27 protein-coding genes, 2 tRNA genes and 1 pseudogene are annotated in these 24,244 nt (G+C 66.1%); 12 read left to right on the plus strand and 18 right to left on the minus strand.

Annotated elements, in window-relative coordinates:
* A partial coding sequence (locus tag H0T81_RS00600; protein ID WP_294008801.1) for an FAD-linked oxidase C-terminal domain-containing protein occupies positions 1-711 on the plus strand: 711 nt, incomplete at its 5' end.
* Here the strand turns inward: H0T81_RS00600 and H0T81_RS00605 are convergent.
* Positions 708-1,958 (minus strand): vanadium-dependent haloperoxidase, encoded by a 1,251-nt coding sequence (locus H0T81_RS00605; protein WP_294008803.1) that lies wholly within the window; start codon positions 1,956-1,958, stop codon positions 708-710. The two genes, H0T81_RS00600 and H0T81_RS00605, sit on opposite strands and share 4 nt — an antisense overlap.
* Positions 1,959-2,035: 77 nt before the next feature.
* Here H0T81_RS00605 and H0T81_RS00610 point away from each other — a divergent pair, with 77 nt between their 5' ends.
* Entirely contained in the window at positions 2,036-2,563 is a 528-nt protein-coding gene (locus tag H0T81_RS00610; protein ID WP_294008805.1) for an AraC family transcriptional regulator, read from the plus strand.
* A 366-nt stretch (positions 2,564-2,929) separates the two neighbouring features.
* Here H0T81_RS00610 and H0T81_RS00615 read toward each other — a convergent pair whose 3' ends face one another.
* From H0T81_RS00615 to H0T81_RS00625, 3 genes are all read right to left on the minus strand, one after another.
* Positions 2,930-3,157 carry a hypothetical protein gene (locus tag H0T81_RS00615; RefSeq protein ID WP_294008807.1) on the minus strand — a complete coding sequence of 76 codons (228 nt, stop codon included), beginning with the start codon at positions 3,155-3,157 and terminating at the stop codon, positions 2,930-2,932.
* A gap of 73 nt (positions 3,158-3,230) precedes the next feature.
* Positions 3,231-3,644: a hypothetical protein gene (locus H0T81_RS00620; RefSeq protein WP_294008809.1), complete on the minus strand. Its 414-nt coding sequence runs from the start codon at positions 3,642-3,644 to the stop codon at positions 3,231-3,233.
* 172 nt (positions 3,645-3,816) lie between these two features.
* Positions 3,817-4,080, minus strand: a complete 264-nt coding sequence (locus tag H0T81_RS00625) for a hypothetical protein (RefSeq protein WP_294008810.1) — start codon at positions 4,078-4,080, stop codon at positions 3,817-3,819.
* Positions 4,081-5,366: 1,286 nt separating this feature from the next.
* Here H0T81_RS00625 and H0T81_RS00630 point away from each other — a divergent pair.
* On the plus strand, positions 5,367-5,594 hold the full coding sequence (locus H0T81_RS00630) for a hypothetical protein (RefSeq protein ID WP_294008812.1): 228 nt from the start codon (positions 5,367-5,369) through the stop codon (positions 5,592-5,594).
* A 99-nt stretch (positions 5,595-5,693) separates the two neighbouring features.
* On the opposite strand, the gene H0T81_RS00635 is transcribed toward H0T81_RS00630, so the two are convergent.
* From H0T81_RS00635 to purS, 4 genes are all read right to left on the minus strand, one after another.
* A tRNA-Arg gene (locus H0T81_RS00635) sits at positions 5,694-5,770 on the minus strand.
* A 13-nt stretch (positions 5,771-5,783) separates the two neighbouring features.
* Positions 5,784-6,215, minus strand: coding sequence for a hypothetical protein (locus H0T81_RS00640; protein ID WP_294008814.1), 432 nt, complete (start codon positions 6,213-6,215; stop codon positions 5,784-5,786).
* Positions 6,160-6,825 (minus strand): phosphoribosylformylglycinamidine synthase subunit PurQ, encoded by a 666-nt coding sequence (gene purQ, locus H0T81_RS00645; RefSeq protein WP_294008816.1) that lies wholly within the window; start codon positions 6,823-6,825, stop codon positions 6,160-6,162. Before purQ ends, H0T81_RS00640 begins: the two co-directional genes overlap by 56 nt.
* Entirely contained in the window at positions 6,822-7,085 is a 264-nt protein-coding gene (gene purS / locus H0T81_RS00650; RefSeq protein WP_294008818.1) for a phosphoribosylformylglycinamidine synthase subunit PurS, read from the minus strand. The genes purQ and purS overlap by 4 nt, the downstream gene beginning before the upstream one ends.
* Before the next feature lie 113 nt (positions 7,086-7,198).
* Between purS and H0T81_RS00655 the strand changes: the two genes are divergently transcribed.
* Both H0T81_RS00655 and H0T81_RS00660 read left to right on the plus strand, forming a co-directional pair.
* Positions 7,199-7,348 carry a hypothetical protein gene (locus H0T81_RS00655; RefSeq protein ID WP_294008820.1) on the plus strand — a complete coding sequence of 50 codons (150 nt, stop codon included), beginning with the start codon at positions 7,199-7,201 and terminating at the stop codon, positions 7,346-7,348.
* Positions 7,349-7,389: 41 nt separating this feature from the next.
* Positions 7,390-7,785 carry a PaaI family thioesterase gene (locus tag H0T81_RS00660; RefSeq protein WP_294008821.1) on the plus strand — a complete coding sequence of 132 codons (396 nt, stop codon included), beginning with the start codon at positions 7,390-7,392 and terminating at the stop codon, positions 7,783-7,785.
* Here the strand turns inward: H0T81_RS00660 and H0T81_RS00665 are convergent.
* Entirely contained in the window at positions 7,782-9,035 is a 1,254-nt protein-coding gene (locus tag H0T81_RS00665) for a hypothetical protein (protein WP_294008823.1), read from the minus strand. The two genes, H0T81_RS00660 and H0T81_RS00665, sit on opposite strands and share 4 nt — an antisense overlap.
* Before the next feature lie 84 nt (positions 9,036-9,119).
* On the opposite strand from H0T81_RS00665, the gene H0T81_RS00670 reads away from it, so the two are divergent.
* On the plus strand, positions 9,120-11,204 hold the full coding sequence (locus H0T81_RS00670) for a 3-hydroxyacyl-CoA dehydrogenase NAD-binding domain-containing protein (protein ID WP_294008825.1): 2,085 nt from the start codon (positions 9,120-9,122) through the stop codon (positions 11,202-11,204).
* Here H0T81_RS00670 and H0T81_RS00675 read toward each other — a convergent pair.
* Positions 11,194-12,390 carry an MFS transporter gene (locus tag H0T81_RS00675; protein ID WP_294008827.1) on the minus strand — a complete coding sequence of 399 codons (1,197 nt, stop codon included), beginning with the start codon at positions 12,388-12,390 and terminating at the stop codon, positions 11,194-11,196. The two genes, H0T81_RS00670 and H0T81_RS00675, sit on opposite strands and share 11 nt — an antisense overlap.
* Before the next feature lie 71 nt (positions 12,391-12,461).
* Between H0T81_RS00675 and H0T81_RS00680 the strand changes: the two genes are divergently transcribed.
* Positions 12,462-12,872 (plus strand): MarR family transcriptional regulator, encoded by a 411-nt coding sequence (locus H0T81_RS00680; RefSeq protein WP_294008829.1) that lies wholly within the window; start codon positions 12,462-12,464, stop codon positions 12,870-12,872.
* An 83-nt stretch (positions 12,873-12,955) separates the two neighbouring features.
* On the plus strand, positions 12,956-14,806 hold the full coding sequence (typA, locus tag H0T81_RS00685; protein ID WP_294008831.1) for a translational GTPase TypA: 1,851 nt from the start codon (positions 12,956-12,958) through the stop codon (positions 14,804-14,806).
* Here typA and nhaA read toward each other — a convergent pair.
* Both nhaA and H0T81_RS00695 read right to left on the minus strand, forming a co-directional pair.
* Positions 14,803-16,095, minus strand: a complete 1,293-nt coding sequence (nhaA, locus tag H0T81_RS00690) for a Na+/H+ antiporter NhaA (protein WP_294008833.1) — start codon at positions 16,093-16,095, stop codon at positions 14,803-14,805. The two genes, typA and nhaA, sit on opposite strands and share 4 nt — an antisense overlap.
* 81 nt (positions 16,096-16,176) lie before the next feature.
* The gene (locus H0T81_RS00695; RefSeq protein WP_294008835.1) at positions 16,177-16,578 is read right to left on the minus strand and encodes an EVE domain-containing protein; all 402 of its coding nucleotides are present in this window, start codon (positions 16,576-16,578) and stop codon (positions 16,177-16,179) included.
* A gap of 313 nt (positions 16,579-16,891) precedes the next feature.
* Between H0T81_RS00695 and H0T81_RS00700 the strand changes: the two genes are divergently transcribed.
* Together H0T81_RS00700 and H0T81_RS00705 are read left to right on the plus strand one after the other, a co-directional pair.
* On the plus strand, positions 16,892-17,728 hold the full coding sequence (locus H0T81_RS00700; RefSeq protein ID WP_294008837.1) for a cell wall hydrolase: 837 nt from the start codon (positions 16,892-16,894) through the stop codon (positions 17,726-17,728).
* 123 nt (positions 17,729-17,851) lie between these two features.
* Complete coding sequence (locus H0T81_RS00705) at positions 17,852-18,370, plus strand: response regulator (protein WP_294008839.1); 519 nt, start codon at positions 17,852-17,854, stop codon at positions 18,368-18,370.
* 45 nt (positions 18,371-18,415) lie between these two features.
* On the opposite strand, the gene H0T81_RS00710 is transcribed toward H0T81_RS00705, so the two are convergent.
* Entirely contained in the window at positions 18,416-18,625 is a 210-nt protein-coding gene (locus H0T81_RS00710) for a hypothetical protein (protein ID WP_294008840.1), read from the minus strand.
* Between the two features lie 131 nt (positions 18,626-18,756).
* Positions 18,757-18,830, minus strand: a tRNA-Gln gene (locus tag H0T81_RS00715).
* 177 nt (positions 18,831-19,007) lie between these two features.
* Here H0T81_RS00715 and H0T81_RS00720 point away from each other — a divergent pair.
* A complete protein-coding gene (locus H0T81_RS00720; RefSeq protein WP_294008841.1) occupies positions 19,008-20,063 on the plus strand; it encodes a Ppx/GppA phosphatase family protein in 1,056 nt (351 codons plus the stop codon).
* Positions 20,060-20,737 carry an RlmE family RNA methyltransferase gene (locus tag H0T81_RS00725; RefSeq protein ID WP_294008842.1) on the plus strand — a complete coding sequence of 226 codons (678 nt, stop codon included), beginning with the start codon at positions 20,060-20,062 and terminating at the stop codon, positions 20,735-20,737. Before H0T81_RS00720 ends, H0T81_RS00725 begins: the two co-directional genes overlap by 4 nt.
* Positions 20,738-20,755: 18 nt before the next feature.
* Here the strand turns inward: H0T81_RS00725 and H0T81_RS00730 are convergent, their stop codons facing one another.
* From H0T81_RS00730 to H0T81_RS00745, 4 genes and pseudogenes are all read right to left on the minus strand, one after another.
* The gene (locus H0T81_RS00730) at positions 20,756-21,403 is read right to left on the minus strand and encodes a glutathione S-transferase family protein (protein WP_294008844.1); all 648 of its coding nucleotides are present in this window, start codon (positions 21,401-21,403) and stop codon (positions 20,756-20,758) included.
* 134 nt (positions 21,404-21,537) lie between these two features.
* On the minus strand, positions 21,538-22,251 hold the full coding sequence (locus tag H0T81_RS00735) for a DsbA family protein (RefSeq protein ID WP_294008846.1): 714 nt from the start codon (positions 22,249-22,251) through the stop codon (positions 21,538-21,540).
* A complete protein-coding gene (locus H0T81_RS00740; RefSeq protein WP_294008848.1) occupies positions 22,241-23,581 on the minus strand; it encodes a M48 family metalloprotease in 1,341 nt (446 codons plus the stop codon). The genes H0T81_RS00735 and H0T81_RS00740 overlap by 11 nt, the downstream gene beginning before the upstream one ends.
* 105 nt (positions 23,582-23,686) lie before the next feature.
* Positions 23,687-24,244, minus strand: a pseudogene (locus H0T81_RS00745) (ribonuclease E/G); the annotation flags it as partial.

Here is a 24,244-nt window from a genome sequence, read left to right on the forward strand (position 1 = left end):
GCTCTAGACCTGCTTCGGAAGATGCAGGGCCAGAGCGACATCGTCGAGGGCTTCGAGATCATCCCCGCCAGCTCGCTCGGCCTGGTGCTCGAGCATATTCCGGGAACGCGCAGCCCGCTCCAGGGCAGCCACCCCTGGCATGTGCTGGTCGAGGCGACGTCGGCGGATTCGTCGGACCCGCCCGGAGCGGAGCTCGAGCGGATGCTTGGGCAAGCGCTCCTGCAGGGTCGGATCGCGGATGCGGCGATGGCGTCCAGTGAGGCGCAGGCCGACGCGTTCTGGCGGATCCGTGATTCGATCTCGGAGGCGGAGCGGGCATCGGGCGGGTCGATCGCCCACGACATCTCGGTCCCGGTCGCCGACATGCCGCGCTTCATGACTTCGACTGCCGCCGAGCTCGAGCGTGCATTCCCAGGCGTGGAGCCGAGCGCGTTCGGCCATTTGGGCGACGGCAACGTCCATTTCCACGTCCGCGCCGGAAGCCGCGCTTCGCCCGACTGGCTGACGAGCGAGGGTCCGGCGATCACTCGAATGGTCCATGACCTGGTCACCGCGGCCGGCGGCTCGATTTCGGCCGAGCACGGCATCGGCCAGATGAAGCTCAACGAATTCGAGCGCCTCGCGCCCCCGGGCCGGATCGCCGCCTTGAAGGCGATCAAGCTCGCGCTCGACCCGCTCGGCATTATGAACCCGGGCAAATTGGTCCGCTAGCGGCGGGACCTTGACGCCGCCGGCAGCGGCCGTAGCACCGAGGAGACGACGATCCGTGCCGCCCGGCGGCCGATGTCCTCGCCGGCGTCGTTCGAGAAACGGTAGTGGACCCCGCCGTACATGCGCGAATCGGAAACCTGGCGGACGGCCTCGTCCCAGCCCCTGACCGTCTGGACGACGATATTTGGATTGCCGCCGGCCGCGATCCGCACCGGCACATTCGCCGGAAGGCCGCCGGCGAGCTTCAGCACCTCGGCCTGCACCGCGACCGCCGTGCAATGGCCGCATGGATATTCCTGGAAGTTGGGAGTCGGCAGCAGCGGCAGCCAGCCCGCGTCCAGCTGCGTCGCGTCGTTGCCGTCGCGGTCGCCATTGCGGATCGCGGTGATCGGCCGCCAGAAATTGTACCGCTGCTTGGCGACGATCATGGCCTGCACGGCATCGTCCATCGCCAGTTGATAGAGGGCGAGCAGGCGCGCGTTGTCGACCTGCCGACGCCCCGGCCGGTCGGTGATGTAGCGCACCGTCGGCGACAGGTCGTACCCCTGACGATATTTCGCGATCAGCGTCTGGACCGGGGTGCGGTCCTTGCTGTTGCGCGCTCCGAGCCGCCGCACTTCCTCATAGTCGCGGGCCCAGGTCGCGCTGGTCAGCGCGGGAGGCGGCGGCACCATCACCGTGTCCACGTTTTTGATCACCCAGGGCTTGAACGCGGCCCAGTAAGGCTCGAGCGAGGGCGGCGACGCTCCGATCCATTCGCCTGGAGTGGTTCGCGGCCGGTAGGGTGACTGCTCGACCGCGGGATCAATCGACCCGAGTTGCATCACCGCCTGCGCCGCCTGCTCGCCGATCGCCATTCCGGACTGCTTCGCGGGCCCATCGGGGATCTGAGCCATCGTCAGCGCAAAGCCGTCCTCGAGGTGGCTCTTGTTCTGCGGGTAGTGCTGCAGGAGCACCTTGAAGGCCGCGGTCGCCGCCGCCGCATCCTGGGACGCGGGCGCTCCGGCGGCGGGGAAATTCAGATAGCTCTGGTAGCGACGGTCGATCGCGTTGACCGCCTCGAAAACAGCGAGCGCCGCTCGCGCGGACGCCCGCTGCGTCTCCGGCGGCGCCGGCATCGTCGCCACCTGCTGCGCGAAGTTGAACTTGGCCGCGATTTCCCACCAGTCGGTGACGGTGTCGGCCATCGCCGGCTGGGGAACCATCACTGCAGCGGTCGCTGCCACCATCATCGCGTTCCGACGCATGTCTATTCTCCAGGTTTGAACTTGCGCCTTTAACTGTGGTGGTGTATTAGTTTAGTGCAACAGCTGGTGGCATAACCATGGGCATCAAAGACATGATTGCGCGTTGCATCGAGCGGATGCGCGCTGGCGCCTGCGCGACTTGCGACAACCGCACAGTCTGCCCGGCGGGCCGCTGGCAGCAGGCGTTCGCGCCGCCGCGCGCGGAGAAATCGAACGGCGCGGCCGGCTTCTTCGCCTTTCTGGGGGAAGTGGTGGAAACGCTTGCCCAGCCGGCCGGGACGAAACGCTGCTTCAAGCAGGAGGTCGAGCAGGCGATCGAGCCGCTGCTCGGTTCGGGCGAGGTCAGCATCGACCGGGTCGCGAGCGAGCTTGGGATGAGCCGCCAGACGCTCTACCGGCGACTGAAAGCCGAAGGCACAACGTTCGAGGAAGTGCTCGACGCCAAGCGCCGGCAGCTCGCCATCCGCTATCTGCGCCTCGATCGAAGCTCGGTGAAGGCGGCCGCCTATAAGCTCGGCTTCTCCGACCCCGCGGCCTTTTCGCGCGCGTTCAAGCGCTGGACCGGAATCCGCCCGAGCAGCTTTCGCGAATCACCGGCCAGCTGACCGACTCATTGGCGCCGAGGGGGCTAAGCTCGATCCTGGTCGCTGTCAGGCGACGGCCGCAAAGCGGGTTGTGCTGACAGCCGTATGAATTCCTTGCCGGCGGGCGAGGACGTTTCGATCCACTGCCCGGAGGCCAGGCGCACGAGCGGCGCCTTGCAGGACACACACCGGCTTTGCCAAATGCCTTCGCTACGATGCCGATCACGCGCGCTTCGTCGGTGGCCGAAAAACCGGCAAAGAAGGTCGGACATGAAATACCCACCGGAACGCAACAGGGAGGGGAGCTTGCTTCAACTCGGCGGGTCGTAAGCGGGTTCCGCTGGTCCTCGCTCGGCGAGGTTTGTGCGGTCCAAAAGGAACGTCGGGCTAACGAGCCTGCCGCGCCAACAAATTTTGGCTGGGGGCAACGGACCTAACAGGATTGGCGCTCGTTTTGCCGCCATGCCTCACGATTCCGAATACTACCGCGCGCGAGCGAGTGAAGAGCGCGGCCGAGCCGAAACCGCTGACCGGGTTTACCTTGCCCGGATCCACCGGGAGCTTGCCGAGCAGCTCGATCGGCGAGCCGACGAGTGTGAGGGCCTTGGTGAGCAATTCGACGAGCTTTCGGAGCGAGCTGCCCGAGTGATCAAGGATCGGGGAGCGGACGCGCCTTGAGAGGCTTCCGCTAGCGCTTGTTCGCCCTCATTCGATTGTATGTCTGATGCGCGGAATGGTGGAGCGTCGCGGACGGCGTTTTCTGGCAGTCCAGTTTGACTTCGCGCAGGATTCCGTTCGAGTCGGTGGTGCTGCCGACGGCCAGACCCCGCCCGACATTCAAGCCCGACCAATATCCGGTCAGCCAACTCGCAACCGCATTCTCGCTCGCTTCGGTCGAAAATGCGGTCGCACAGCTGACGGCCTCGTTCGTGCCGGCGATCTGCATGGGAATGGTCCACGCTCTCGCTCCCGGTGCGGACGCCGAGCTTTCGGCCGCATTCCCGTTACTCATTTGATTGGTTGCGATGACTCTGGAATCGTTCTCGCAACCCGCCACAAACAGGCTGCTTGCGAACAATATGATGCGTCGCACCCGGTTCATGGCACCCCCTCCACAGCCGCAGCGTATCATAACCGGTATGGTCGGCAACGGCTGCTTGCGGCGGTTCTTGCCGTCGCTGGGTACGCTTAGCGAAGCTCGTCGCCCAGCTCGGCAGGAGCGGGATGCGGCGAATCCGACCTTCGAGACCTGCGCACCCACCAGGGCAAGAGCGTTACAGCTCGCCTGATTCAATCTTCACAATGTGCGCCGTCTCACTCGTAGCTGCGAGCTTTCTGTTGGCGGCCTCGATGATCTCACGCAAATGGAGCCTGACGAATTCACGGCGATCCGCAGCCGACATTGCGGCACCCTCGTTCGGGTGCGATCGAAGATAGCCATCGATGGCTTCTCTCCTGACGATCACCCGTCGGCTCTGGCCAGCAACCCAAGCTTCCAGCTCCGTGTTGCCGCCATTAGTCCAGATTTCGCCGGCCATGCGTCCTTCGTCTTAAGTCTGTTGACCACGACAAGTTGACAGCTTGCTCCGTGCCGTCGGGCGAGACCGCGATTCAACGCACTGCTCTGGCTGCCTATCCGCGCTGAAAGCAGATTCAGCCGAGGCGTGGCTTACGATCCTGCCCGGCATCGAGTGTCTGCTCATGGAAAGCCCACACTACTCAGACAAGGAGCAGCCGTTCGACCGATGGCGAGGAAAACGATCCGGAAATCGATGACGAGTAGGCACTCATTGTATCACCGCCAAATGGCACCACATGAGCCGCGAGGCCCGTTGCTCGTCGCTTGATTGGCAACAGTGGGCGAAATCCTTCCGGCGGGTCTCACCCGGCTTCCCATCGCCCGATGATCCTGTAGGATCTCCAAAGCTCTGCCGCGCGCCCTTTTCGCCAGCGCTGAGCTAGCTCAGCTGCTGCACTGTCGTTTACTGCTTCGAAGCTGCGCACGAACTCCATGTGCCCGTTATCGACGTTGAGGCATTCAAGGCGGTATTTACGCATACTCGAGCCTCAGCCCGTTCCGGGAGCCTGATTTTCCCGGCTCTGGTCCCTGGGTTCGGGACCGAGTGTAAAAACCCAAGTTGAACCAATTAGATGCGTCCATCCGTCCAAATTTGATGCGGCCGATTTTCCCGAATTGTTCTCACCGTCCTATGCGGCGGCAATGTCCACCAAGCACATCGATACTGCGGCCGACCTGGTGAGGTTCGGCGCCAGCGTGAAGATTGAGTGCGGGAGCTGCGGATCAGCCAGAACAGTGGACGGGCCGGCGATGGTGAAGTTGTGCGGAGGGGGGCCGCTGCGATCGGCTCAAGCTCGCCTCAAATGCGGCCGGTGTGGAACAAGGCCGCGCGGATGGTCATCTTACCTCCACTCTAATCTGCTTTCGGACAAAACGCATTTTGCGAACCGCTCGCCGTGGCGACACCGCGCCTCGTGGCCCATCGAAAAAGACATCTAGATCAGCGTTGAACTTTGTTTAACTCTGTTCGAATAGCCACTAGTAAACGCAAAGTAGTTAAGGCGACTTCTGTCTGCACAAGATTAAACTTGACATAACAGACACTTGCGCTGCACCATGTGACTCGCCGAGTCTGTTGGAAAACACCATGCCATTTGGCAAGAAACAATGGCGGACTCCCCGGGTCAGAGCTCTCCCGTGTTCTGACGAGCTTATCGAGTACTTTAACGGGCGCTTGTCTGCCAAAGATCAGAAAAGAATTTCTAATCTGTTACGTGAGGCAGACTTAGACAAGCAGTCCCCCTGATGTTCGTGCATCCTTTGTCTTACACTCAAGCCATCCTGGTTGGCTTCGTCACGGGAGCGCTGATTTTTCTGCTCTCCGGGCTGTTCGTCCGTGGCGACCACTACTTCGACCAGCTCTGGCTTCTAATTGCCTGTCTCGCGATGGGCATTGCCCTAGTTGGCACCGCTACATTCTTCCATCACCGACTCGACCAGGCGAACCGGTCGCCACCACCTCGGATGGAGTGAGCGGGTTGCTCCGTATTCGGGCACGTCCCTGTGGGACGCTGTCCATGCTTGTTTCCTATGTGTTAAGTGGACCAGGTAACCCAATGCGTCGCAGAAAACTGGCGCGCCCGGCAGGATTCGAACCTGCGACCTCAAGCTTAGAAGGCTCGTGCTCTATCCAGCTGAGCTACGGGCGCGCGGCCCATTCAATTAGCGTGCTTTGCCCGTCAGCGGAACAGCGCTACGCGAGGCGGCGAGGCAGTTGGGAAGGCTGGAATGAGCATTCTGCAGAGCAGCAAGATGATGGTCATGCAGGTCTCCGGCCTCAGCAAGGATGCGCTGCACGTCTATGTCGGACTCGGCGTGATGCTGATCGGTGCAATCGTGCTCCGAAAGGGTCTCCGCGATTGGCGGCTGCTCGCCGCCGTCGGCGTCGCGGCGCTCGCCGGCGAAGCATGGGATTTGATCGACACATTGGTACAGGGCGAGCCGGTGCGGCTGCGGGGCAATTGGAAGGACGTCTGGAACACTTTGTTCTGGCCCGTCGTGCTGTTTGCGCTGGCACGATTCACGCGGGTTCTGAAAGCTAGGCGACCGCTTCGAGCAGCCCTTCGAACAGCCGCCGGCCGTCGGTGCAGCCATGGGCGGGCTCGAACGCCCGCTCGGGGTGCGGCATCAGCCCGAGCACATTGCCGGAATCGTTGAGGATTCCGGCGATCGAGCGCGCCGACCCGTTGACCGGCTCGGCGTAGCGGAAGGCGACCCGTCCTTCGCCTTCGAGCCGGTCGAGGGTCGCTTGGTCGGCCTGGTAATTGCCGTCGTGGTGCGCGACGGGAAAGGTGACCGTCTCGCCGGACCGGTAGCCGGCGGTGAACAGGCTCTGGCTGTTCTCGACCGTCAGCGCCACCGGCCGGCAGACGAACGCGAGGCCGGCGTTGCGCATCAAGGCTCCGGGCAGCAGGCCCGCCTCGGTCAGCACCTGGAAGCCGTTGCAGATGCCGATCACCGGCACTCCGCGGCTCGCCGCTTCACCGACCGCGCGCATGATCGGCGCGCGCGCCGCCATTGCCCCTGAGCGCAAATAGTCGCCGTAGGAGAAGCCGCCCGGCAAGGCGATCAGGTCTGTGCCTTGCGGGAGCTCGCCGTCGCGGTGCCAGACCATCGCCGGCGCCCGCCCGGTTACCTGCTCGATCGCCACCGCGACGTCGCGGCCGCAATTGGAGCCGGGGAAGACGATCACCGCGCTTTTCACGCCTGTACCGAGCCGAGTCGAGGTGCCGACTCCATCCGCTCGATACGGAAATTCTCGATGACCGTGTTGGCGAGCAATTTGCGGCACATCGCTTCGATGTCGGAATCGCTGGTGCCGTCGGCGAGCTCGAGCTCGATCAGCTTGCCGGCGCGGACGTTCCTGACGCCGTCGAAACCGAGCCCTTCGAGCGCGTGATGAATCGCCTTGCCCTGGGGGTCGAGAACGCCGGGCTTGAGGGTGATGAAAACGCGGGCTTTCATGATGCGCGCTCCTATGGCGGCGGGGGCCCAGTCGGGCAAGCTTTACGGTCCGTTTACCGTTTACGGAGCATCCTGTGGCGTCCGGGAATCGGCCCGGGAGGGGAGACAAGCGGATGGTCTGGCTCGCACTCGCCATGTTCGTCACGCTGTTCGGCTGGGGAGCCCAATATTTCGGCTGGAGCGATCCGGTCGGAAAGGTCCAGCTGGCGCTGTTCACCTCGTTCATCCTGGGCATGATCTGCGGTTACAAGAACAAGGGCTAGCGCCCTTTTGCGCTTCGCTCCGCGCGTCTACAGCGTCGCCGGTGAAAGAGCTTCCGCCCTACGCTCGGCTGCTTGAGCTTCGAATCGACGACAGCGACGGCGAGTGCCGCTTCGTCATGCCGTTCGGCGAGGATGTGGTCGGCCGGCCCGGCTACCTGCACGGCGGAGCGATCGCCGGCCTGCTCGAGTTCGCCGCCTTCATCAGCCTCGCCCGCGCGATCGACGACCCGGCGGTGACGATGAAGCCGATCACCGTCACCGTCGACTACATGCGCGGCGGGACCGACCGCGACACCTTCGCGACCGCCGACATCCAGCGGCTCGGAACCCGGATCGCCAATGTCGAGGCGACCGCCTGGCAGACCGAGCGGTCGAGCCCGATCGCCACCGCGCGGCTCAATTTCCTGCTCGACCGAAGCGGCGGCGAGCAGGGCTAGTGCCAGTCGGCGTCGGCCTCGGGGCTTAGCTCCTCGGCCGCGGCAACGACGTCGTCGAGGTTCACCGGCTCATCGAACGGGTCTTCGTCGAGCTGGGTGACTCGTCTGAGCCGCCGCTGCCAGCGGTGCAGGGCTTCGACGTAGGGCAGGAACGGCGTTCGCATCAGCGCGCCGGTGGGCAGCTGCTCGACGTCGGCGATGCCCATGTGGAGCCACTCCCCGGTGTGCCAGTCGGTCATGTCGACGGCTGGGAACAGGCAGATGCCGTGCAGGTCGACTCCGCGATTGACGGTGGCGAGGCATTCCGACGCGACATCGTTGAGCCAGTCGGGGCGCCCGCCATGCAGGCCGGAGGTTTCGGCGACGATGCACGGACGCCGGTATTTCTTCCACGATTCCTCGATCAGGTCGCACAGCGGCCGGATTCGGCCGTCGCCGGGCTCCAGCGGGCAATGCGGTCCCGGCTGGCGCAGCTCCATCTGGCCGAAGCTGTAATTGTTGAGACCGATGATATCGATGGCCTCGGGGCTGCCGCCATATTCGGGGTGCTTGAGGCCGGAGATCACGTCCCAGGCGATATAGGCGTCTTCGTAGCTTTCGCGGTGCGCAGCCTCCGCCAGGTCCGGCCGGTCGCGGGGCGGAACCACCCAGATCAACGGGTCGATGTGAACCATCCGCGCGTCGGGAAAATCCTCGCGGATCGCTTTGACCGCGGCGATGTCGGCTCGAGCGAGGGCGAGGGTGAACCGGCGCCGGAAGTCGGCGCTCTTGCCGAACGGTGCGCACCAGGCCCACTCGCCGCCCATATATCCCCAGAAGGTCGGCTCGTTGATGGGCGTGAAGAACAAGGGGCCGTGGTGCGCCCGTTCGGCGACATAGCGCGCCGCTGCGCGCGCGTAGGCGGTGAAGCGGGCCGTGAACGCATCGCTCATCGGATCAAGACCGTCGGGGTAGCCGTAGTGGCACAGGTCCCAGATCGGCAGCACCCGGTGGCGCCGCTGCGCTTCGAGGAACGGGTCGATGCAGCTGAAATCATATTGCCCATCGCCCTTGTCGACCAGCGGCCAGGGAACGCCTTCGCGAGCGACCGCGATGCCGAGGCGCGGGAGCATCGCATAATCCTCGTCGGCATGGCTGTAGTGCTGCAGCTCCTCATTGAGGTCGCGGCGGCCCTTCTCGCCCCAGTCGAACGTCGAGCATTCGAAACCCGAGAGGAAAAAGGTCGGGAAGATTCCGGCGCGTTGGGTCACCCTATGTCATACGCACTGGCGGCCCGGCGGTTGCGCTCTTGAAAGACCGAAGGGCGCCGCCTAGCGAGCGCCACGGAGGAACCCATGACCGACGTTCTCGACCGGCCGTCCACCAGTCCGATCTCCACGCAACGGCACGGCGACGTGCTGATCGTCACGTCCAACAACCCGCCGGTGAACGCACTGAGCGCGGCGGTCAGGCAGGGATTGGTCGCGGCGATCGAGCAGGCCGATGCCGACGATGCGGTGAAAGCGGTGGTCATCGCCTGCGAGGGGCAAACCTTCTTTGCCGGCGCCGACATCACCGAGTTCGGAAAGCCGCCGGTGATGCCATGGCTGCCGATGGTGGTCGACGCGATCGAAAATTGCTCGAAGCCGGTCGTCGCGGCCATCCACGGCACCGCATTGGGCGGCGGGCTCGAGGTCGCGCTCGGCTGCCATTACCGGGTCGCCGTTCCGGACTCGAAGCTCGGGACTCCGGAGGTCAAACTGGGGCTGCTTCCGGGGGCGGGCGGAACCCAGCGGCTGCCGCGGGTCGCGGGGGTGAAAAAGGCGCTCGAAATGTGCGCGACGGGCACCCCGATCAGCGCCAGGGAGGCGTTCGACTGCGGGCTGGTCGACCGCCTGATCGAAGGCGAGCTGGTGTCTCACGCGGTCGGCTACGCCGAGGAGGTCAAGGACGTCCGGCCGCTGCCGAAATCTTCGCAGCGCGACGACCGGCTGGTCGAGGCGCGCGGGCAACCGGAAATCTTCGATGAGTTCCGTAAGGCCAACGCCAAGAAATTCCGCGGCTTCGAGGCCCCTGACGCGAACATCCGGGCGGTCCAGGTCGCGCTCGAGAAGCCTTACTCCGAAGGCGTGATCGAAGAGCGCAAGCTGTTCATGGAGCTGATGAGCGGCACCCAGGCCAGGGCGCAGCAATATTTCTTCTTCGCCGAGCGCAAGGCGGCCAAGATCGAGGGCCTGCCCGAGGACGCGCGGCCCCGCGACGTCCACAAGGTCGGGCTGATCGGCGCCGGCACCATGGGCGGCGGTATTGCGATGAATTTCCTGTCTGCGGGAATTCCGGTGACGATCATCGAGACCAGCCAGGAAGCGCTCGACCGCGGCACCGGCGTGATGCGCAAGAATTACGAGGCGAGCGCCGCCAGGGGCAAGCTCACCACCGAGCAGGTGTCCAAGGCGATGGGAATGCTGACACCGACGCTCGATTTCGCAGGCTTGGCCGACTGCGACATGATCATCGAGGCGGTGTTCGAGGAGATGGAGATCAAGAAGGACGTCTTCGGCCGCCTCGACCGGATCGCCAAGCCCGGGGCCATCCTGGCGTCGAACACCTCCTATCTCGATATCGACGAGATCGCCGCGTCGACCTCGCGGCCCGAGGACGTCGTCGGGCTGCACTTCTTTTCGCCGGCCAACATCATGAAGCTGCTCGAGGTGGTGCGCGGGGCGAAGACCGCGCCCGACGTGCTGCTCACCGCGATGAGCATCGCCAAGAAGATCCGCAAGGTCGCGGTCGTGGCCGGAGTCTGCCACGGTTTCATCGGCAATCGGATGCTGATGCCGCGGCAGGTTCAAGCCACGCAGCTGCTGCTCGAAGGCGCGTCGCCCAAGCAGGTCGACCGGGTCCATGTCGAGTTCGGAATGCCGATGGGCCCGTTCCAGATGGCCGATCTCGCCGGAGTCGACATAGGCTGGCACCGCGATCCCAATCGAGTCGAGAATGTCCGCGACGCGCTCTGCGCGATCGACCGCTGGGGGCAGAAGAAGGGCGCCGGCTTTTATGATTATGACGACAAGCGCCGGCCGTCGCCGTCCCCGGTGGTGCAGCAGATCATCGAGGATTTCGCGGCCAGGCAGGGCGTCGAGCGGCGCGAGATTCCCGATCAGGAGATCGTCGAGCGGACGCTCTACACGATGGTCAACGAGGGCGCGAAGATCCTCGAGGAAGGGATGGCCCAGCGTCCCTCGGACATCGATGTGGTCTGGGTCTATGGCTACGGCTGGCCGGTCTACCGCGGCGGGCCGATGTTCTGGGCGGACAGCGAAGGGTTGAACACGATCGTCGAGGGCCTCAAGCGCCAGGAGCAGCGGCTGGGCAGCGACTTCGGCTTCGCGCAACTGCTGCTCGACAAGGCCGAGCGCGGAGAGAAGTTCACGCGCTAGGCGCGCGCCGCTCGTCCGGAAGCAGGCTCAGCATCGACATCGCCACCGCGGCGACCGCTGCGCCGGCGATGAACGTGGCTTCGGGGCCGTGGCGATCCCACAGCAGCCCGGCGCCGAGGCTGGCGAGCAGCGTGCCGATCCCACCGACGAAGTAGAAGGCGCCGAAGCTGGTCGCGCGCAGGTGCGGCGGGGCGACGTCGGCGATCAGGCGCGCGAAAATGCCCTGGGTCAGTGCCATGTGGGCGCCCCACAGCGCGACTCCCAGGGCGAGGCCAGCGAAGCCGAGCGGCTGGGCGAGGATCAGGTCGGCGGCGACCAGCACCGCCATCCCCGCCATCAGGATCGCCCTGGGGCTCATCCGGTCGCTCAACGAGCCCGCCGGGTAGGCGAGGGCGAGAAACGCGAGGTTGAACAGCACCAGGACCAGCGGCGACCAGGTGGCCGACAGTCCGACGTCGAAGCCGCGCAGGATCAGGAATCCTTCGGAAAAGCGGGCGAGCATGAACAGGAAGCCGACCGCGATCAGCCGGCGAGTCGCCTTGTCGAGCTCGCGGAAGCCGGCGAAAAACGGCGGGCGATCGCCGCCTTCGGGCTGCGGCGGCGCTTGCTCCTTGAGCGCCAGCCAGGCGAGCAGGAAGCACAGCAGCGCCGGGATCACCGCGATCCAGAACACCGCGCGGATATTCTCGGCGAGCAGGATCATGAGCCCGATCGCGGCGAGCGGCGCAATGAAAGCCCCGACCGTGTCCAGCGCTTGCCGAAGCCCGAACGCCCGGCCGCGAATCCCGGGCGGAGTCTCGTCGGCGATCATGCCGTCGCGCGGCGCTCCGCGGATCCCCTTGCCGAGCCGGTCGGCGAAACGCGCGCCCATCACCTCGGCGGCCCCCGACGCGAGCGGGAACAACGGCTTGGACAAGGCGGCGAGGCCATAGCCGGCGAGTATCAGCGGCTTGCGGCGGCGGGTTCGGTCCGACATCCGCCCCGATGCCAGCTTGGCGAACGACGCGGTCGCCTCGGAAATGCCGTCGATCGCTCCCAGCGCGAGCGCCGGAAGTCCGAGCGTCACGGTGATGAACAGCGGCAGCAGCGCATGGTAGATCTCGCTCGACAGGTCCATCAGCAGGCTGACGAAACCGAGGATCCAAACGTTGCGGGGGAGGCGTGTTCGGGAGCGCGTCGGTCTCACCGGGCCCTCATCGCGGGCCGAATTGTGCCGGTCAACATTGCATCGTTCCCAACATTTGTTACTCTGCAATCATGTTCGGGGGATCATCACCGGCGGCGCTCGCAGCGCGCTTCAGCGCGGTCGCCCAAAGTTTCATCGCCGACGGACCGGCGGAGCGGGCCGAACGCGCCCGTCGCAAGCTGTTGACGGCGATCGCCGAGCGCGAGCCGGCGACGTTGAAGCAGGTCGCCGCCGCGGTTCGGCGCGGCGAACCCGCGGTCAGCCGCTCGGTCGAGACCCTGGTCCGAGCCGGCCTGGTCGACCGCTCGCCCGATCCCGACAACCGGCGGCGGCTGGCAATGCGGCTCAGCGAGGCAGGACGGCGCGAGCTCGAGCAGCGGCCGAAAACCGGAGGAGCGCTCGAGGCGAGGCTCGGGCGCCTCGCCCACAGCGAGCTCAGGGCGATTGAGCGGGCGGTCGAGATTCTCGAGCGCGGGACCTAGATCGGCGCCAACGCCATGTTGCGTTGCAACAAAAGCGCGTTTCGGCTACGGCCAGGGCAACTGAAATCCCCGAGAAACCACCGATGAAACTCCGCAACGTGGCGATCATCGCCCACGTCGATCATGGCAAGACGACGCTGGTCGACCAGCTGTTTCGCCAGTCCGGCACCTTCCGCGACAACCAGCGCGTCGAGGAACGGGCGATGGATTCGACCGACCTGGAAAAGGAGCGGGGGATCACCATCCTCGCCAAGTGCACGTCGGTCGATTGGCCCAGTCCAGATGGCGGCTCCACTCACATCAACATCGTCGACACGCCCGGCCATGCCGACTTCGGCGCCGAGGTCGAGCGCATCCTCAGCATGGTCGACGGAGTGATCCTTCTGGTCGACGCGGCCGAAGGGCCGATGCCGCAGACCAAGTTCGTTACCGGCAAGGCGCTCGCGCTGGGCCTGCGGCCGATCGTCGTCGTCAACAAGATCGACCGACCGGACGCGCGTCCGGCCGAAGTGCTCGACGAGATCTTCGAATTGTTCCTGAACCTCGACGCAAGTGACGAGCAGCTCGATTTCCCGACCCTCTATGCAAGCGGCCGAGCCGGCTATGCGGGCCCCGATGACAGCGTGCGGTCGGGCGATCTGACGCCCCTGTTCGAAACCATCGTCGACCATGTGCCGCCGCCGACCGTGGACCCGGACGGGCCATTCGCCATGCTGGTCACCTTGCTCGACCGCGACAATTTCGTCGGCCGGGTGCTGACCGGCCGAATCAGCAGCGGGCGCCTGACGATCAACATGCCGATCCGCGCGCTCGATCCCGACGGCAAGGTCGTCGAGGAAGGCCGCGCGACCAAGATCATGGCCTTCCGTGGCCTCGAGCGCGTGCCGGTCGAGGAGGCCGAGGCGGGCGAGATCGTCGCCATCGCCGGCCTCACCCAAGCTACCGTCGCCAATACCATCGCCGACCCGTCGCTGACCGAGCCGCTGCATGCCCAGCCAATCGACCCGCCGACCTTGGCGATGACCTTCAGCGTCAACGATTCGCCGATGGCCGGGCGCGAGGGGACCAAGGTCACCAGCCGGATGATCCGCGACCGGCTGCTGCGCGAGGCCGAGGGCAACGTCTCGTTCCACATCACCGAGAGCGCCGACAAGGACAGCTTCGAGGTCGCCGGCCGCGGCGAGCTGCAGCTTGGAGTGCTGATCGAGACCATGCGCCGCGAAGGCTTCGAGCTGTCGATCAGCCGCCCGCGCGTGCTGTTCCGCGATGGTCCGCCAAATTTTGACGGAACAACCGGCCGCGAGGAGCCCTATGAGACGGTGGTGGTCGACGTCGACGACGCCTACGCGTCGACCGTCGTGTCCAAGATCCAGCTGCGCAAGGGCGAGCTGGTCGAGCAGCGCCCGTCGAGCGGCGGCAAGACCCGCCTGGTATTCTCGGCCCCGAGCCGCGGCCTCATCGGCTATCATGGCGAGTTCCTGTCCGACACCCGCGGCACCGGCATCATGAACCGCCTGTTCGAGCGCTACGGCCCGTACAAGGGAGCCATCGAAGGCCGGCAGACGGGCGTCCTCATCTCCAACGCCGGCGGCCAGGCGGTCGCTTACGCGCTGAACGCGCTCGAGGACCGCGGCGCTCTGATGGTCTCGCCCGGCGAGCCGGTCTACGAAGGCATGATCGTCGGCGAGAACGCCAAGCCCGAAGACCTCGAGGTCAATCCCTTGAAGTCCAAGCAGCTGACCAATTTCCGCGCCTCGGGCCCCAAGGAAGACGCGATCCGCCTCACTCCGCCCAAGCGCCTGACCCTCGAGCAGGCGATCGCCTACATCGACGAGGACGAGCTGGTCGAGGTGACTCCCAAGTCGATCCGCCTCCGCAAGCGGCACCTTGACCCGCACGAGCGCAAGCGGGCCAATAGGGCGAAGGCGGCTTAGGGACTTTCCGACCGCGCCTCGAGCGCGGTTGCCGGAGCGCACGGGGCGCACGGCGCTCCCCCCGCGGGCTTTGACCGTTTCGAGTCTTCGCCGGGAGCGGTGCCGAATACGCGCAGCAGCGCCTCGATATCGTCATCGATCCACGGCACCGGTGAGGAAGCGCGGAGCACCGCCCAGCCCCAAAAGGCCGCCAGGAGAGATCCGGCAAGAGTCCCGATCTTCGCCGCGTCCGCATATTCCGGCTGCTCGGGGAACGCGATCGCGCCGATGAACAGGCTCATCGTGAAGCCGATGCCGCACAGCACGGATGCTCCATAGATTTGCGGCCAGCTCGCGCGCTCGGGCCGGCAGCATATCCCGAAGGCGTCGCCGATCCGGATCGCCGCAAACACGCCGAGCTGCTTGCCGAGCAACAGGCCGAGTATCACGGCTAGCGGCAACGGCTCGAGCAATGACCCGAAGCCGCGCAAATCGACGCCGGCGCTCGTGAAGCCGAACAAGGGGACGATTCCAAACATCACCCAAGGGTGGATTCGGTGCTCGAGATGTTCCAGCGTCGAATTGGACGCGCCGGGACCGAGTGGAATGGTCATGGCCGCCAGAACGCCGGCAACGGTGGCATGCACCCCGCTGGCGAGCACCAGCCACCAAAGGACCGCAAGGCCGACCATGTACGGCCATGTCCTCGTCGTTCCCATGATGTTGATCAGGGCCATGACCGCGACCACTCCGGCGGCGGCGCCGAGCGCGAGCGTGTCCACCGACTCGGTATAGGCGAGGGCAATGATGACCACCGCGCCGACGTCATCGACGACCGCGACGCTGACCAGCATCAGTTTGATCGACGGCGGGGCATGAGTCCCAAGGATCGCGAGGACGGCGATCGCGAATGCGATGTCCGTTGCGGCGGGGATCGCCCAGCCGTGAAGCCAGCGCGGATCGAGCCCGACGATCACGCAATACACCAATGCGGGCACCGCCATCCCGGCGACCGCGGCGACGATCGGCAGCCGCCGCGCCAGCGGGTTGGAGAGCTTCCCCTCGACCCACTCGCGCTTCACCTCCATGCCGACCAGAAGGAAGAAGATCGCCATCAACCCGTCGGCAATCAGGGCGTGCACGGTCAACGGGCCGACATGCGGAAGCTCCGGCCCGAGCTCGAAGTGGAGCAGGTGATCGTAAGTCTCGGCGAGCGGCGAATTGGCGGCGACAAGCGCCGCCCCGGAAGCCGCGATCAGGACCAGTCCCGCGAGCCGCTCGCGCTGGGTCTGTTTCGCCAGGCTGGTCACGCTAACGCCCCCGTTGCTCCAGTCTGGGAGGACTTTAAGCCAGTGCGGATTTCGCGTTCAATCCAAATCGGGCGAAAGTGCTCAGTCGCGCTCTGAAAGTACGAGGATCACCGCCCATTCCTCGGGGCGCACCGGCGAAACTGACAGCCGCGACTGGCGGATCAGTTCCATCTTCGCCAGGCGCGGTTCGGCTTTGATCGCTTTCAACGTCACCGGCCCGAGCGGCCGCACCGGCTCGACCGGCACCTTGACCCAGCTGCCGTCCTCGCCGTCGGGCCGGCCGTCCCCGACGATGCGCATGACCCCGACCACCGCGCGCTCATCGCCGCTGTGGTAGAACAGCGCCTGGTCGCCGGGCTTCATCGCCTTGAGGTGCAGGCGAGCGGCGTTGTTGCGCACCCCGTCCCACTCGGTGCCGCCGTCGCGCACCAGGTCGTGCCAACCGTAGGTTCCGGGTTCGGATTTCATCAGCCAGTAGGCCACGCCGCGGTCCTTCCGGTCCTCGCTTTAGCCAGTCCCGCGACGGGACGGTAGACGGAGGCAAAAGGCCGTTAAAACGAACGAAAAAATGAATGATCTGAAAGGGTTCCGGTATCCATCCCGGCACCCGCACGGTTCACCGCCAAGCGCTTGGACTCGGTTAAACTTTCACATACATGGCTTTTACCAAGCGAGAGCGAGAGAGCCCGAGGCGCTTCAAGACGCCGGGCTCCGGGGCAAGACGGACGGGACTTCCTGCAATTCGACGCGATGCTGCGTCACCGCAGAGCCGGCCGCATAGGGTAAGAGAGCGAAATTGATCCGACTTCTGGGTAGCCGCGGCGCGTCCGCGGTGATGGGGTTCTTCATGCTGGCGACGGCCTCGAGCGAGGCTCCGGCGCAGGCCGTTTCCACCGGCGTAGCGAACAGCGCGCAGACCGCTCCGTTCGACGTCAAGGCGGCGGTCAAGCAGGCGCTTCCGGCAACCGCTGATGGCAGCGCATACCAGACCGCGACCGCGGCTCCGTCCGGAGCGCCGCTGCAGAGCGCGATGGTCACCGCCCTCTATTCGACCAAGCCCGCGCCGTCGCAGACGGTTGCGCTTCCGCCGACGACCGCAGCTGCGGTGCTGGCGGACGGCACCCGGGTCGCGGCCGTGCCCGCCGCGGCAGCCTCGCAAGCCGCTCCGGCAATCGCCCGCGAAGCCGCCTGGCTGTATCGCAACGGCTGGCCGCTGTACGCCCTGGTCGACCGCTACGGCGCCGGCGCGCCGCTCGACCCGCAGGCCAATTGCATCGCAGTCGCAATCTATCACGAGGCGCGCGGTGAATCGCTCGATGGTCAGCTCGCGGTCGCTCGAGTGATCATGAACCGGGCGGCGTCGGGGAAATACCCGGGTACCTGGTGCGGCGTGGTCATGCAGCCGTGGCAGTTCTCGTTCGTCAATCCGCGCACGGGCGACTACCCGTCGGTCAACGAAGCCTCGGCTTCGTGGCGCAAGGCGCAGGCGATCACCCGGCTGGCGGTCAGCAACGCGGTCCCGAGCCTGGCCGGCGACGTGCTGTGGTACCACGCCGACTATGTCGCTCCGTCGTGGGGCCGCCGACTGAGTTTCGTCCAGAAGATCGGAACGCACATCTTCTACCGCTCATAAGCTTCGGCCTGGCCTGCGCGCCGCGCGCTTCGTCGTTAACCGGGTTCAAGCGGGATTCGCAGCGGGTGCTTTTCCAGCGAAGCTGAAGTCACGGGTTTTTCCGGGCTTGGGGAAGGGGCTGCGGTGCTAAAGATCCTGATTGTCGAGGATGACTCGCAGCTCGCGACGACCCTCAAATATCTCGTCGAGGACAATCCGCGCTATCGCGTCGTGGACATCGCCGACGACTCCGACAGCGCGATTGCAGCGGCCGAACGGCACGATCCCGACATCGCCCTTCTCGACCTGCACCTGGCCCGCGGCTCGACCGGCTTTTCGGTCGCGGTCAAGCTCGCCGACCTCAACGTGCCGGTGCTGTTCGTCAGCGGCAAGGCGCCGAGCTTTCCGATGCCCGACCTGGCGCTTGGCTGCCTGATGAAGCCGTTCACCGCCGAGGACGTCCACCGATCGCTGGCGATGGCCGAGGACATGCTTCGCGGCCGCCAGACGCTGCGCCCGAAGCTGCCGCAAAATCTGACGCTCTACGAGCCGGTTGGTGACCGGCACGTCGATCACGTCCAGGGCGAGCACAAGGGCTTCATTCCGTCCCGCCCGTCGCTGAAGACCCGAATCGAGCACTGGATCGCCGGCCACCACGGCTGAGCTCGCCTCTCGCGCTATCCCGAGCTGGGGTAGAAAGCGCGCCGTTCAGGCTTCGCGCGCTTGGTCTTCAGGGTCTGCTTGAGCGAACGCAATATTCGAGTTGGCAGCCAGCTTCGCTCGGCACTCGGCCAGCAGCTCCCGGCAATGCTCGAGGCTCTGCCTCAGCTCGGCATTGGCCAGCTCCAGTTCCGAAGCGTGCTTCTTATCCGTGCTCTTCACCACAAAACCCTCAAGAGTCGTGCGGCCGACAAACAACGGCTGACCCTCCTAAACCGACGAGCGGTTCATGGGTTGCCAAAGTTTCGGCCGCCGAATGGTCGTTACCGGATTTGGACACCGCCGCCGGCCGAGCGCGGTTCAGCGCGGCGTCAAAGATTCAGAGAGGGTGGATGCCCCGCGAGGATTCGAACCTCGATTGACGGATTCAGAGTCCGTAGTCTTACCATTAGACGACGGGGCAGCGGCCGGGCACGCGAGATAGAAAGCCCCCCCGGCACTGTCAACGCGAGCCCTCCACCGCGTCGCCGGACGGCGGGCCATCGCACCGCGACTTGCCCTGACCGTGCTTATTGTGATTAAACGCGCTCAAGTCAGCCGTTCCTCAACGGGGCGGCCAAGGATAGAACGGGCGTACCATATGGCGCAGACAGTCGCCGGCGCGCCGGCTCTGCTGCACGAGGAAAGCGGCCAGAGCGGGCCATTGCCATTCAAGCCGCATGACCGGCGGCAGCAGCGCTACACCTATGGCGCGCTCGACCTGGGAACCAACAATTGCCGGCTCTTGGTCGCCCGCCCGGTCGATGGCGGATTTACCGTCGTCGATGCGTTCTCGCGCGTCGTCCGGCTCGGCGAAGGACTGTCGCAGAGCGGCCGCCTGACGGACGAGGCGATGGACCGGGCGGTCACCGCGCTTGCCGTCTGCGGCGAAAAATTGCGCCGCCGCAACGTTTCGCTATCGCGCGCCGTAGCCACCGAAGCGTGCCGGCGGGCGGTCAACGGCCGGGAGTTCGTCGAGCGCGTGCGCCGCGAGACCGGGATCGCCCTCGACATCATCTCGCCGCAGGAGGAAGCCCGGCTGGCGGTTCTCGGCTGCCACAAGGTGCTCGAGCCCGGCGACGGCCCGGCCCTGATCTTCGACATCGGCGGCGGCTCTACCGAGCTGGTGCTGATCGACCATGTCGACGGAGTGCCCAAGATCCGCAGCTGGTGGAGCGCTCCGTGGGGCGTCGTCTCGCTGACCGAGAGCGAAGGCCGAGCGGCAATCGACGGCAACGAGCGGCTCGCCGCCTACAAGCGCATGCGCGAGCGCGCACGGCATTCGTTCAGCCGCTTCGCCGAAACGCTGCCCAAGGCGTCGGCCGACATCCGGCTGCTGGGAACCAGCGGCACCGTGACGACGCTCGCCAGCGTCCATCTGGCGCTGCCGTCCTACGACCGCCGGGCGGTCGACGGTCTGCAGGTGCCGACCGAGGCGATGCAGAAGATCAGCACGATGATCGCGGAGATGGATTACGAAGAACGCTCGCGGCTGCCGTGCATCGGCCGCGACCGAGCCGATCTGGTCGTCGCCGGCTGCGCGATCCTCGAGGCGATCCTCGAGATCTGGCCGGCGCCCAGCCTCGGAGTGGCCGACCGCGGCATTCGCGAGGGCATCTTGCGGTCGTTGATGGCGCGCGACGGCCATAAATTGTGAGCCGGGGCGGCGGCGGGGGCGGGCACCAGCGAGTGCGCACGGCCCGCAACCGGACCGCTTCGTCAACCCGCTGGCTCGAGCGGCAGCTCAACGACCCCTACGTGCGCCGCGCCAAGGCCGACAATTACCGCAGCCGCGCCGCGTACAAATTGATCGAGCTCGACGAGCGTTTCGGCTTGCTCAAGGGCGTCAAGTCGGTCGTCGACCTGGGCATCGCTCCGGGCGGCTGGAGCCAGGTCGTCCGCCGCCGCGCGCCTGGCGCGAAGGTCGTCGGAATCGACCTCTTGCCGATCGACCCGATCGACGGGGTCTCGATCCTGCAGATGGACTTCATGGATGACGCTGCGCCGGCGAAGCTTCGCGAAGCGCTCGGCTGCGCGCCCGACCTGGTCCTCTCCGACATGGCGGCAAACACCGTCGGCCATGCCCAGACAGACCATCTGCGCACCATGGGGCTGGTCGAGGCGGCGCTGGAGTTCGCGATCGAGAATCTCCGGGCCGGCGGGGCGTTCGTCGCCAAGGTGCTGGCCGGCGGCGCCGACAGCCAATTGGTCGCCGAATTGAAGCGCCACTTCGCCGCCGTCAAACACGCCAAGCCGCCGGCGAGCCGCAAGGGATCATCCGAATGGTACGTCGTCGCGCAAGGCTTCAAGGGTCGCCGCGCGCAAGACTGACCGCAGCCGAAGCGGTGCTCAGCCGGTCAGCCCGATCGGCAGCTCCTGCGACACGCTGGGCCCTGCTGCCGGACGCAGTCCGACGCGGGTGAACCAGGCGTCGAGCTTCGAGCAGCCGGCGGGGATTGGCTGGCCGATGCCCTTCAGCGCGTCGATGTAGCAGTAGAGGCAGATGTCGGCGACGGTGAAGCGGTTGCCCGCCAGCCACTTGCCGTCCTCGAGCAGCGGGTCGAGCCACTGCATGCCTTTGCGGCCGCGCTCCTTCATGCCCTCGGCGGCCTCGGGCAGGCAGTGGGTCCGCTCGCGGAAGATCTCCAGCCCCTCGCCGAAGTAGAAGCCGTAGAGCATCGGCAGGCAGATGTTGATCTCGACCCGGCGCCACCACATGCGGGTGACCGCGCGCTCCTCGGCAGTCGAGCCGATCAGCGGCGGCTGCGGACGCTTTTCTTCGAGATATTCGCAAATCGCGCCGGTTTCGGCGAGGCAGGTGCCGTCGTCGAGCTCCAGCACCGGTGTCTGGCCGGACGGATTGCGGCTGAGATGCGGCTCGCGCCGATTCTCCATCGTGAAGAGATCGACTTCCTCGCGGTCAAGCTCGAGCCCCTTTTCCAGCAGGAAGAAGCGGACGATGCGCGGGTTCATTCCAAAGCTGTCGTAGAATTTCATCGTGTCCCTCCAATTAAACTGCCGCTGTGGAGCGGGCCGCTGGAGAGCGACGAGTCGCGCCGATAGCACAAGCTGGAGCCGGCGTCCCGCCGGTTCACAACCGCGATTTTGAAGGAGGGCTCGGTCGAGCTGGCCTAACCCTTGGCGCGGGCGTCGGCGATCGCTTTCTTGAGCGCCGCATAGCCGACGGCGCTGTTCATCACTCGGTCGCCGACCACGAACATCGGCGTGCCGGTGGCGCCGAGCGCTCCGGCGAGCTGGAAATTGCGCTTGAGCTCGGCCTCGGCCTCGGGGCTCGGCTGGACCGGAGTGTTCAGCCCGGCCGCCCTGGTGGCGATGGCGATCGTCTCGGGCCCAGGCCGGCCGGCGGCGAACAAGGTGTCGTAGAACTCGCGGAAGCGGCCGGACTTCGATGCCGCCAGCGACAGCCGGGCCGCGGCGACGCTTTCCGGCCCCAGGATCGGAAGCTCGCGATAGACGACCCGGAGCCCCTTATCCTCCTTCAGCAATTGGTCGATGTGCGAGTTGCTCGATTTGCAATAGGGGCAGGCGTAATCGAAGAATTCGACCAGCACCACGTCGGGCTTGGCGGCGCCTTTCCACGACGATCCGAACGGAGTTTCCAGCGCGGCCCGCTGGGTGGCGAGCGTCGGCTCATATTGCTTGTCGCGGAGCGCGTCGGCGGTGTCGACGAGGATCTGCGGGTCGGCCATCAGCCCCTCCCGGACAATCCGGCTACCGACCAGCTGCGGCGCTGCGAAGAGCAGCGCGGCCGCGGCCAGCGCACCGCCGATCACGCCCCCGGCAAGCGCTGGAATCAGCGCCGACTTGCGCCCTTCACTGGTCACGTTCGCGGCGGTCCTTCTTTTTGTTCTTGAGCTCGGCGCGCGACACCATGGCGATGTCCTGCGCGCGAAGATAGTCGGGCGTGCCGTGCGGGATTCCCTTGAGGGCCATCTCGGCGCTTACAAGAGCCAGCTTGGGATTGCCTTCGAGGTTGTTGCGCTCGGCGGTCGCCAGCGCGGCCCGCGGCAAGTCGCCCTCGCGGTCGTAGATGATGCCAAGCTGGTACCAGGCGAACGGGTTCTGGTTGTCGCGGTTGACTGCTTCCTTCAGCACCTGCTTGGCCTCCGCGAAATGCTGCGGCTTCTCGGTCGAGATCAGTGCGTGACCGAGCATCGCCGCGATCAGCGGCTGGTCGCCGGCCAGCCGGGTCGCTTCGCGCAGCGGCGCGATCGCCTCTGCGGGACGGCCGGATTCGAGAAGGATCTGCCCCTTCAGCTCGAGGAAGAAGGGATCGTTCGGGTTGGTTCGAAGCAGAGCCTCGGCCTCGGCCAGCGCTTTTTCGGGGTAGGCGCCGACATGATAGGCGTAGGCGCGCGCGTAATGCCCGGGCACGCTCTTATCGCTCTCGGGATATTTCACCGTCGCTCGCTTGGGATCGACGAAGCCGAGCAGCTTGGCCTTGACCCGCTGGAAGCGTGCCTCGAGCGTCGGGTCGGACAGCCGGTTCCACGCCGGGTCCTTCTCGTACACCTCGCGCAGGGAGTTGATCCGCTCGCTGCCTAGCGGGTGGGTGCGGTCGTAGCTGTCCTTTGCCGCAACCGCGAGCCGGAACTCCTGGTTCTGGAGCGTCTTGAAGAAATCGATGCTCCCCTTGCCGCTGATCCCGGCGGCCGACAGATATTTGGCGCCGGCAAGGTCGGCGGAGCTTTCCTGGGCTCGGGTGAACGCGAGGAAGCGGCCGAGCGCCGCCCGCTGGCCGGCCATCATGATGCCCATTCCGGCATCGCCGGCGCCGGCTGCGATGGCCAGCGCGCCGAGCACCATCGTCGCGATGCTGATACCGCTCGCCTCGCTGGAGCCGCTCTGCATGCGGATCGCGTGGCCGCCGGCGACATGGCCAAGCTCATGGGCGACGACGCCCTGCAGCTGGTTGACGTTGGTTGCCGCGAGGAACAGTCCCGACTGGATATAGACCGTTTGGCCGGTGGCGACGAAGGCGTTGATCTCCGGGTCGTTCAAAAGGACCACATTGGTCGCCTTGGGGTCGAGCCCGGCGGCGGTAATCAGCGGCGATGAGAGGTCGCGGAACAGAAGCTCGGTTTCGCTGTCGCGAAGAACCGTCTGGGCAACCGCCGGCCTCGCCGCGGCGAATGCCAGCAGCAGTGCGAGCATCAGCAGCCGCCCAAGACGGGCCAGCGCGCGGGAAAGCGGGGATTGCATGCCCCCGCTTACCATTTCCGCGCCTGAACGAGCGATGAAACCGGCCCTTCCGCGCTGTTAGCCGAAGGTCCGCTGCCACCAGCCGCGCCGCGGCTCGCCCTCCGCATCGACCATCGCCGGGTCGTTGTCGGGGGTCGGCACGGACTTGCGTGCTCGCGCGGGTTTGCTGGCGGCTGGAGCGGGCTCCGCCGACTCCGGCTCGGGCTCGGAAGCGGTCTTCGAGCGCCGCTTGCGGCCGGGCTTGGCCGGCGCCGAGGTCCTTTCGGCCGGTGCGGTCGCGGTCGCGGCGGCTTCCTTGCGAGCCCTCGGCCGCCGACGGCCGCGCGGGGCTTCGGCTTCCGCGGGAACCGGCGTCGGCTCCTCGAATGGTTCTCCGGCGGCCTCGACCTCGGCGACCGGCGGCTCCTCAGCCAGGGGCCGCTCGACCATCGGCGAGCTGTCCGGCTCGACGTCGGTCTCGGCAGCGGCCTTGCGCCCGCCCCGGCGCCGCTTGGGCCGCGGCGTGGCTTCCGCCTCGGCGGCCATTTCTTCCTGCGGCTGCTCGATCGGCTCCACGCCAGTCTCGGTTTCGGCCTCGACCTCAGCGGATTGCTCGCCCGCGGCGGGCGTCTCGGC

It is taken from the genome of Sphingomonas sp., assembly GCF_013812825.1.
GTDB lineage: Bacteria > Pseudomonadota > Alphaproteobacteria > Sphingomonadales > Sphingomonadaceae > Sphingomicrobium.

Excerpts from the sequence above, each read along its gene's own strand:
- H0T81_RS00680 (WP_294008829.1), top strand. The coding sequence starts at position 12,462 with ATGTTCGGGGGATCATCACCGGCGGCGCTCGCAGCGCGCTTCAGCGCG.
- H0T81_RS00630 (WP_294008812.1), top strand. The coding sequence starts at position 5,367 with ATGTTCGTGCATCCTTTGTCTTACACTCAAGCCATCCTGGTTGGCTTC.
- H0T81_RS00625 (WP_294008810.1), bottom strand. The coding sequence starts at position 4,080 with ATGGCCGGCGAAATCTGGACTAATGGCGGCAACACGGAGCTGGAAGCT.
- H0T81_RS00670 (WP_294008825.1), top strand. The coding sequence starts at position 9,120 with ATGACCGACGTTCTCGACCGGCCGTCCACCAGTCCGATCTCCACGCAA.
- H0T81_RS00740 (WP_294008848.1), bottom strand. The coding sequence starts at position 23,581 with ATGCTCGCACTGCTGCTGGCATTCGCCGCGGCGAGGCCGGCGGTTGCC.
- H0T81_RS00605 (WP_294008803.1), bottom strand. The coding sequence starts at position 1,958 with ATGCGTCGGAACGCGATGATGGTGGCAGCGACCGCTGCAGTGATGGTT.
- H0T81_RS00655 (WP_294008820.1), top strand. The coding sequence starts at position 7,199 with ATGGTCTGGCTCGCACTCGCCATGTTCGTCACGCTGTTCGGCTGGGGA.
- purS (WP_294008818.1), bottom strand. The coding sequence starts at position 7,085 with ATGAAAGCCCGCGTTTTCATCACCCTCAAGCCCGGCGTTCTCGACCCC.
- H0T81_RS00720 (WP_294008841.1), top strand. The coding sequence starts at position 19,008 with ATGGCGCAGACAGTCGCCGGCGCGCCGGCTCTGCTGCACGAGGAAAGC.
- H0T81_RS00640 (WP_294008814.1), bottom strand. The coding sequence starts at position 6,215 with ATGGCTGCACCGACGGCCGGCGGCTGTTCGAAGGGCTGCTCGAAGCGG.
- H0T81_RS00610 (WP_294008805.1), top strand. The coding sequence starts at position 2,036 with ATGGGCATCAAAGACATGATTGCGCGTTGCATCGAGCGGATGCGCGCT.
- H0T81_RS00730 (WP_294008844.1), bottom strand. The coding sequence starts at position 21,403 with ATGAAATTCTACGACAGCTTTGGAATGAACCCGCGCATCGTCCGCTTC.
- typA (WP_294008831.1), top strand. The coding sequence starts at position 12,956 with ATGAAACTCCGCAACGTGGCGATCATCGCCCACGTCGATCATGGCAAG.
- H0T81_RS00620 (WP_294008809.1), bottom strand. The coding sequence starts at position 3,644 with ATGAACCGGGTGCGACGCATCATATTGTTCGCAAGCAGCCTGTTTGTG.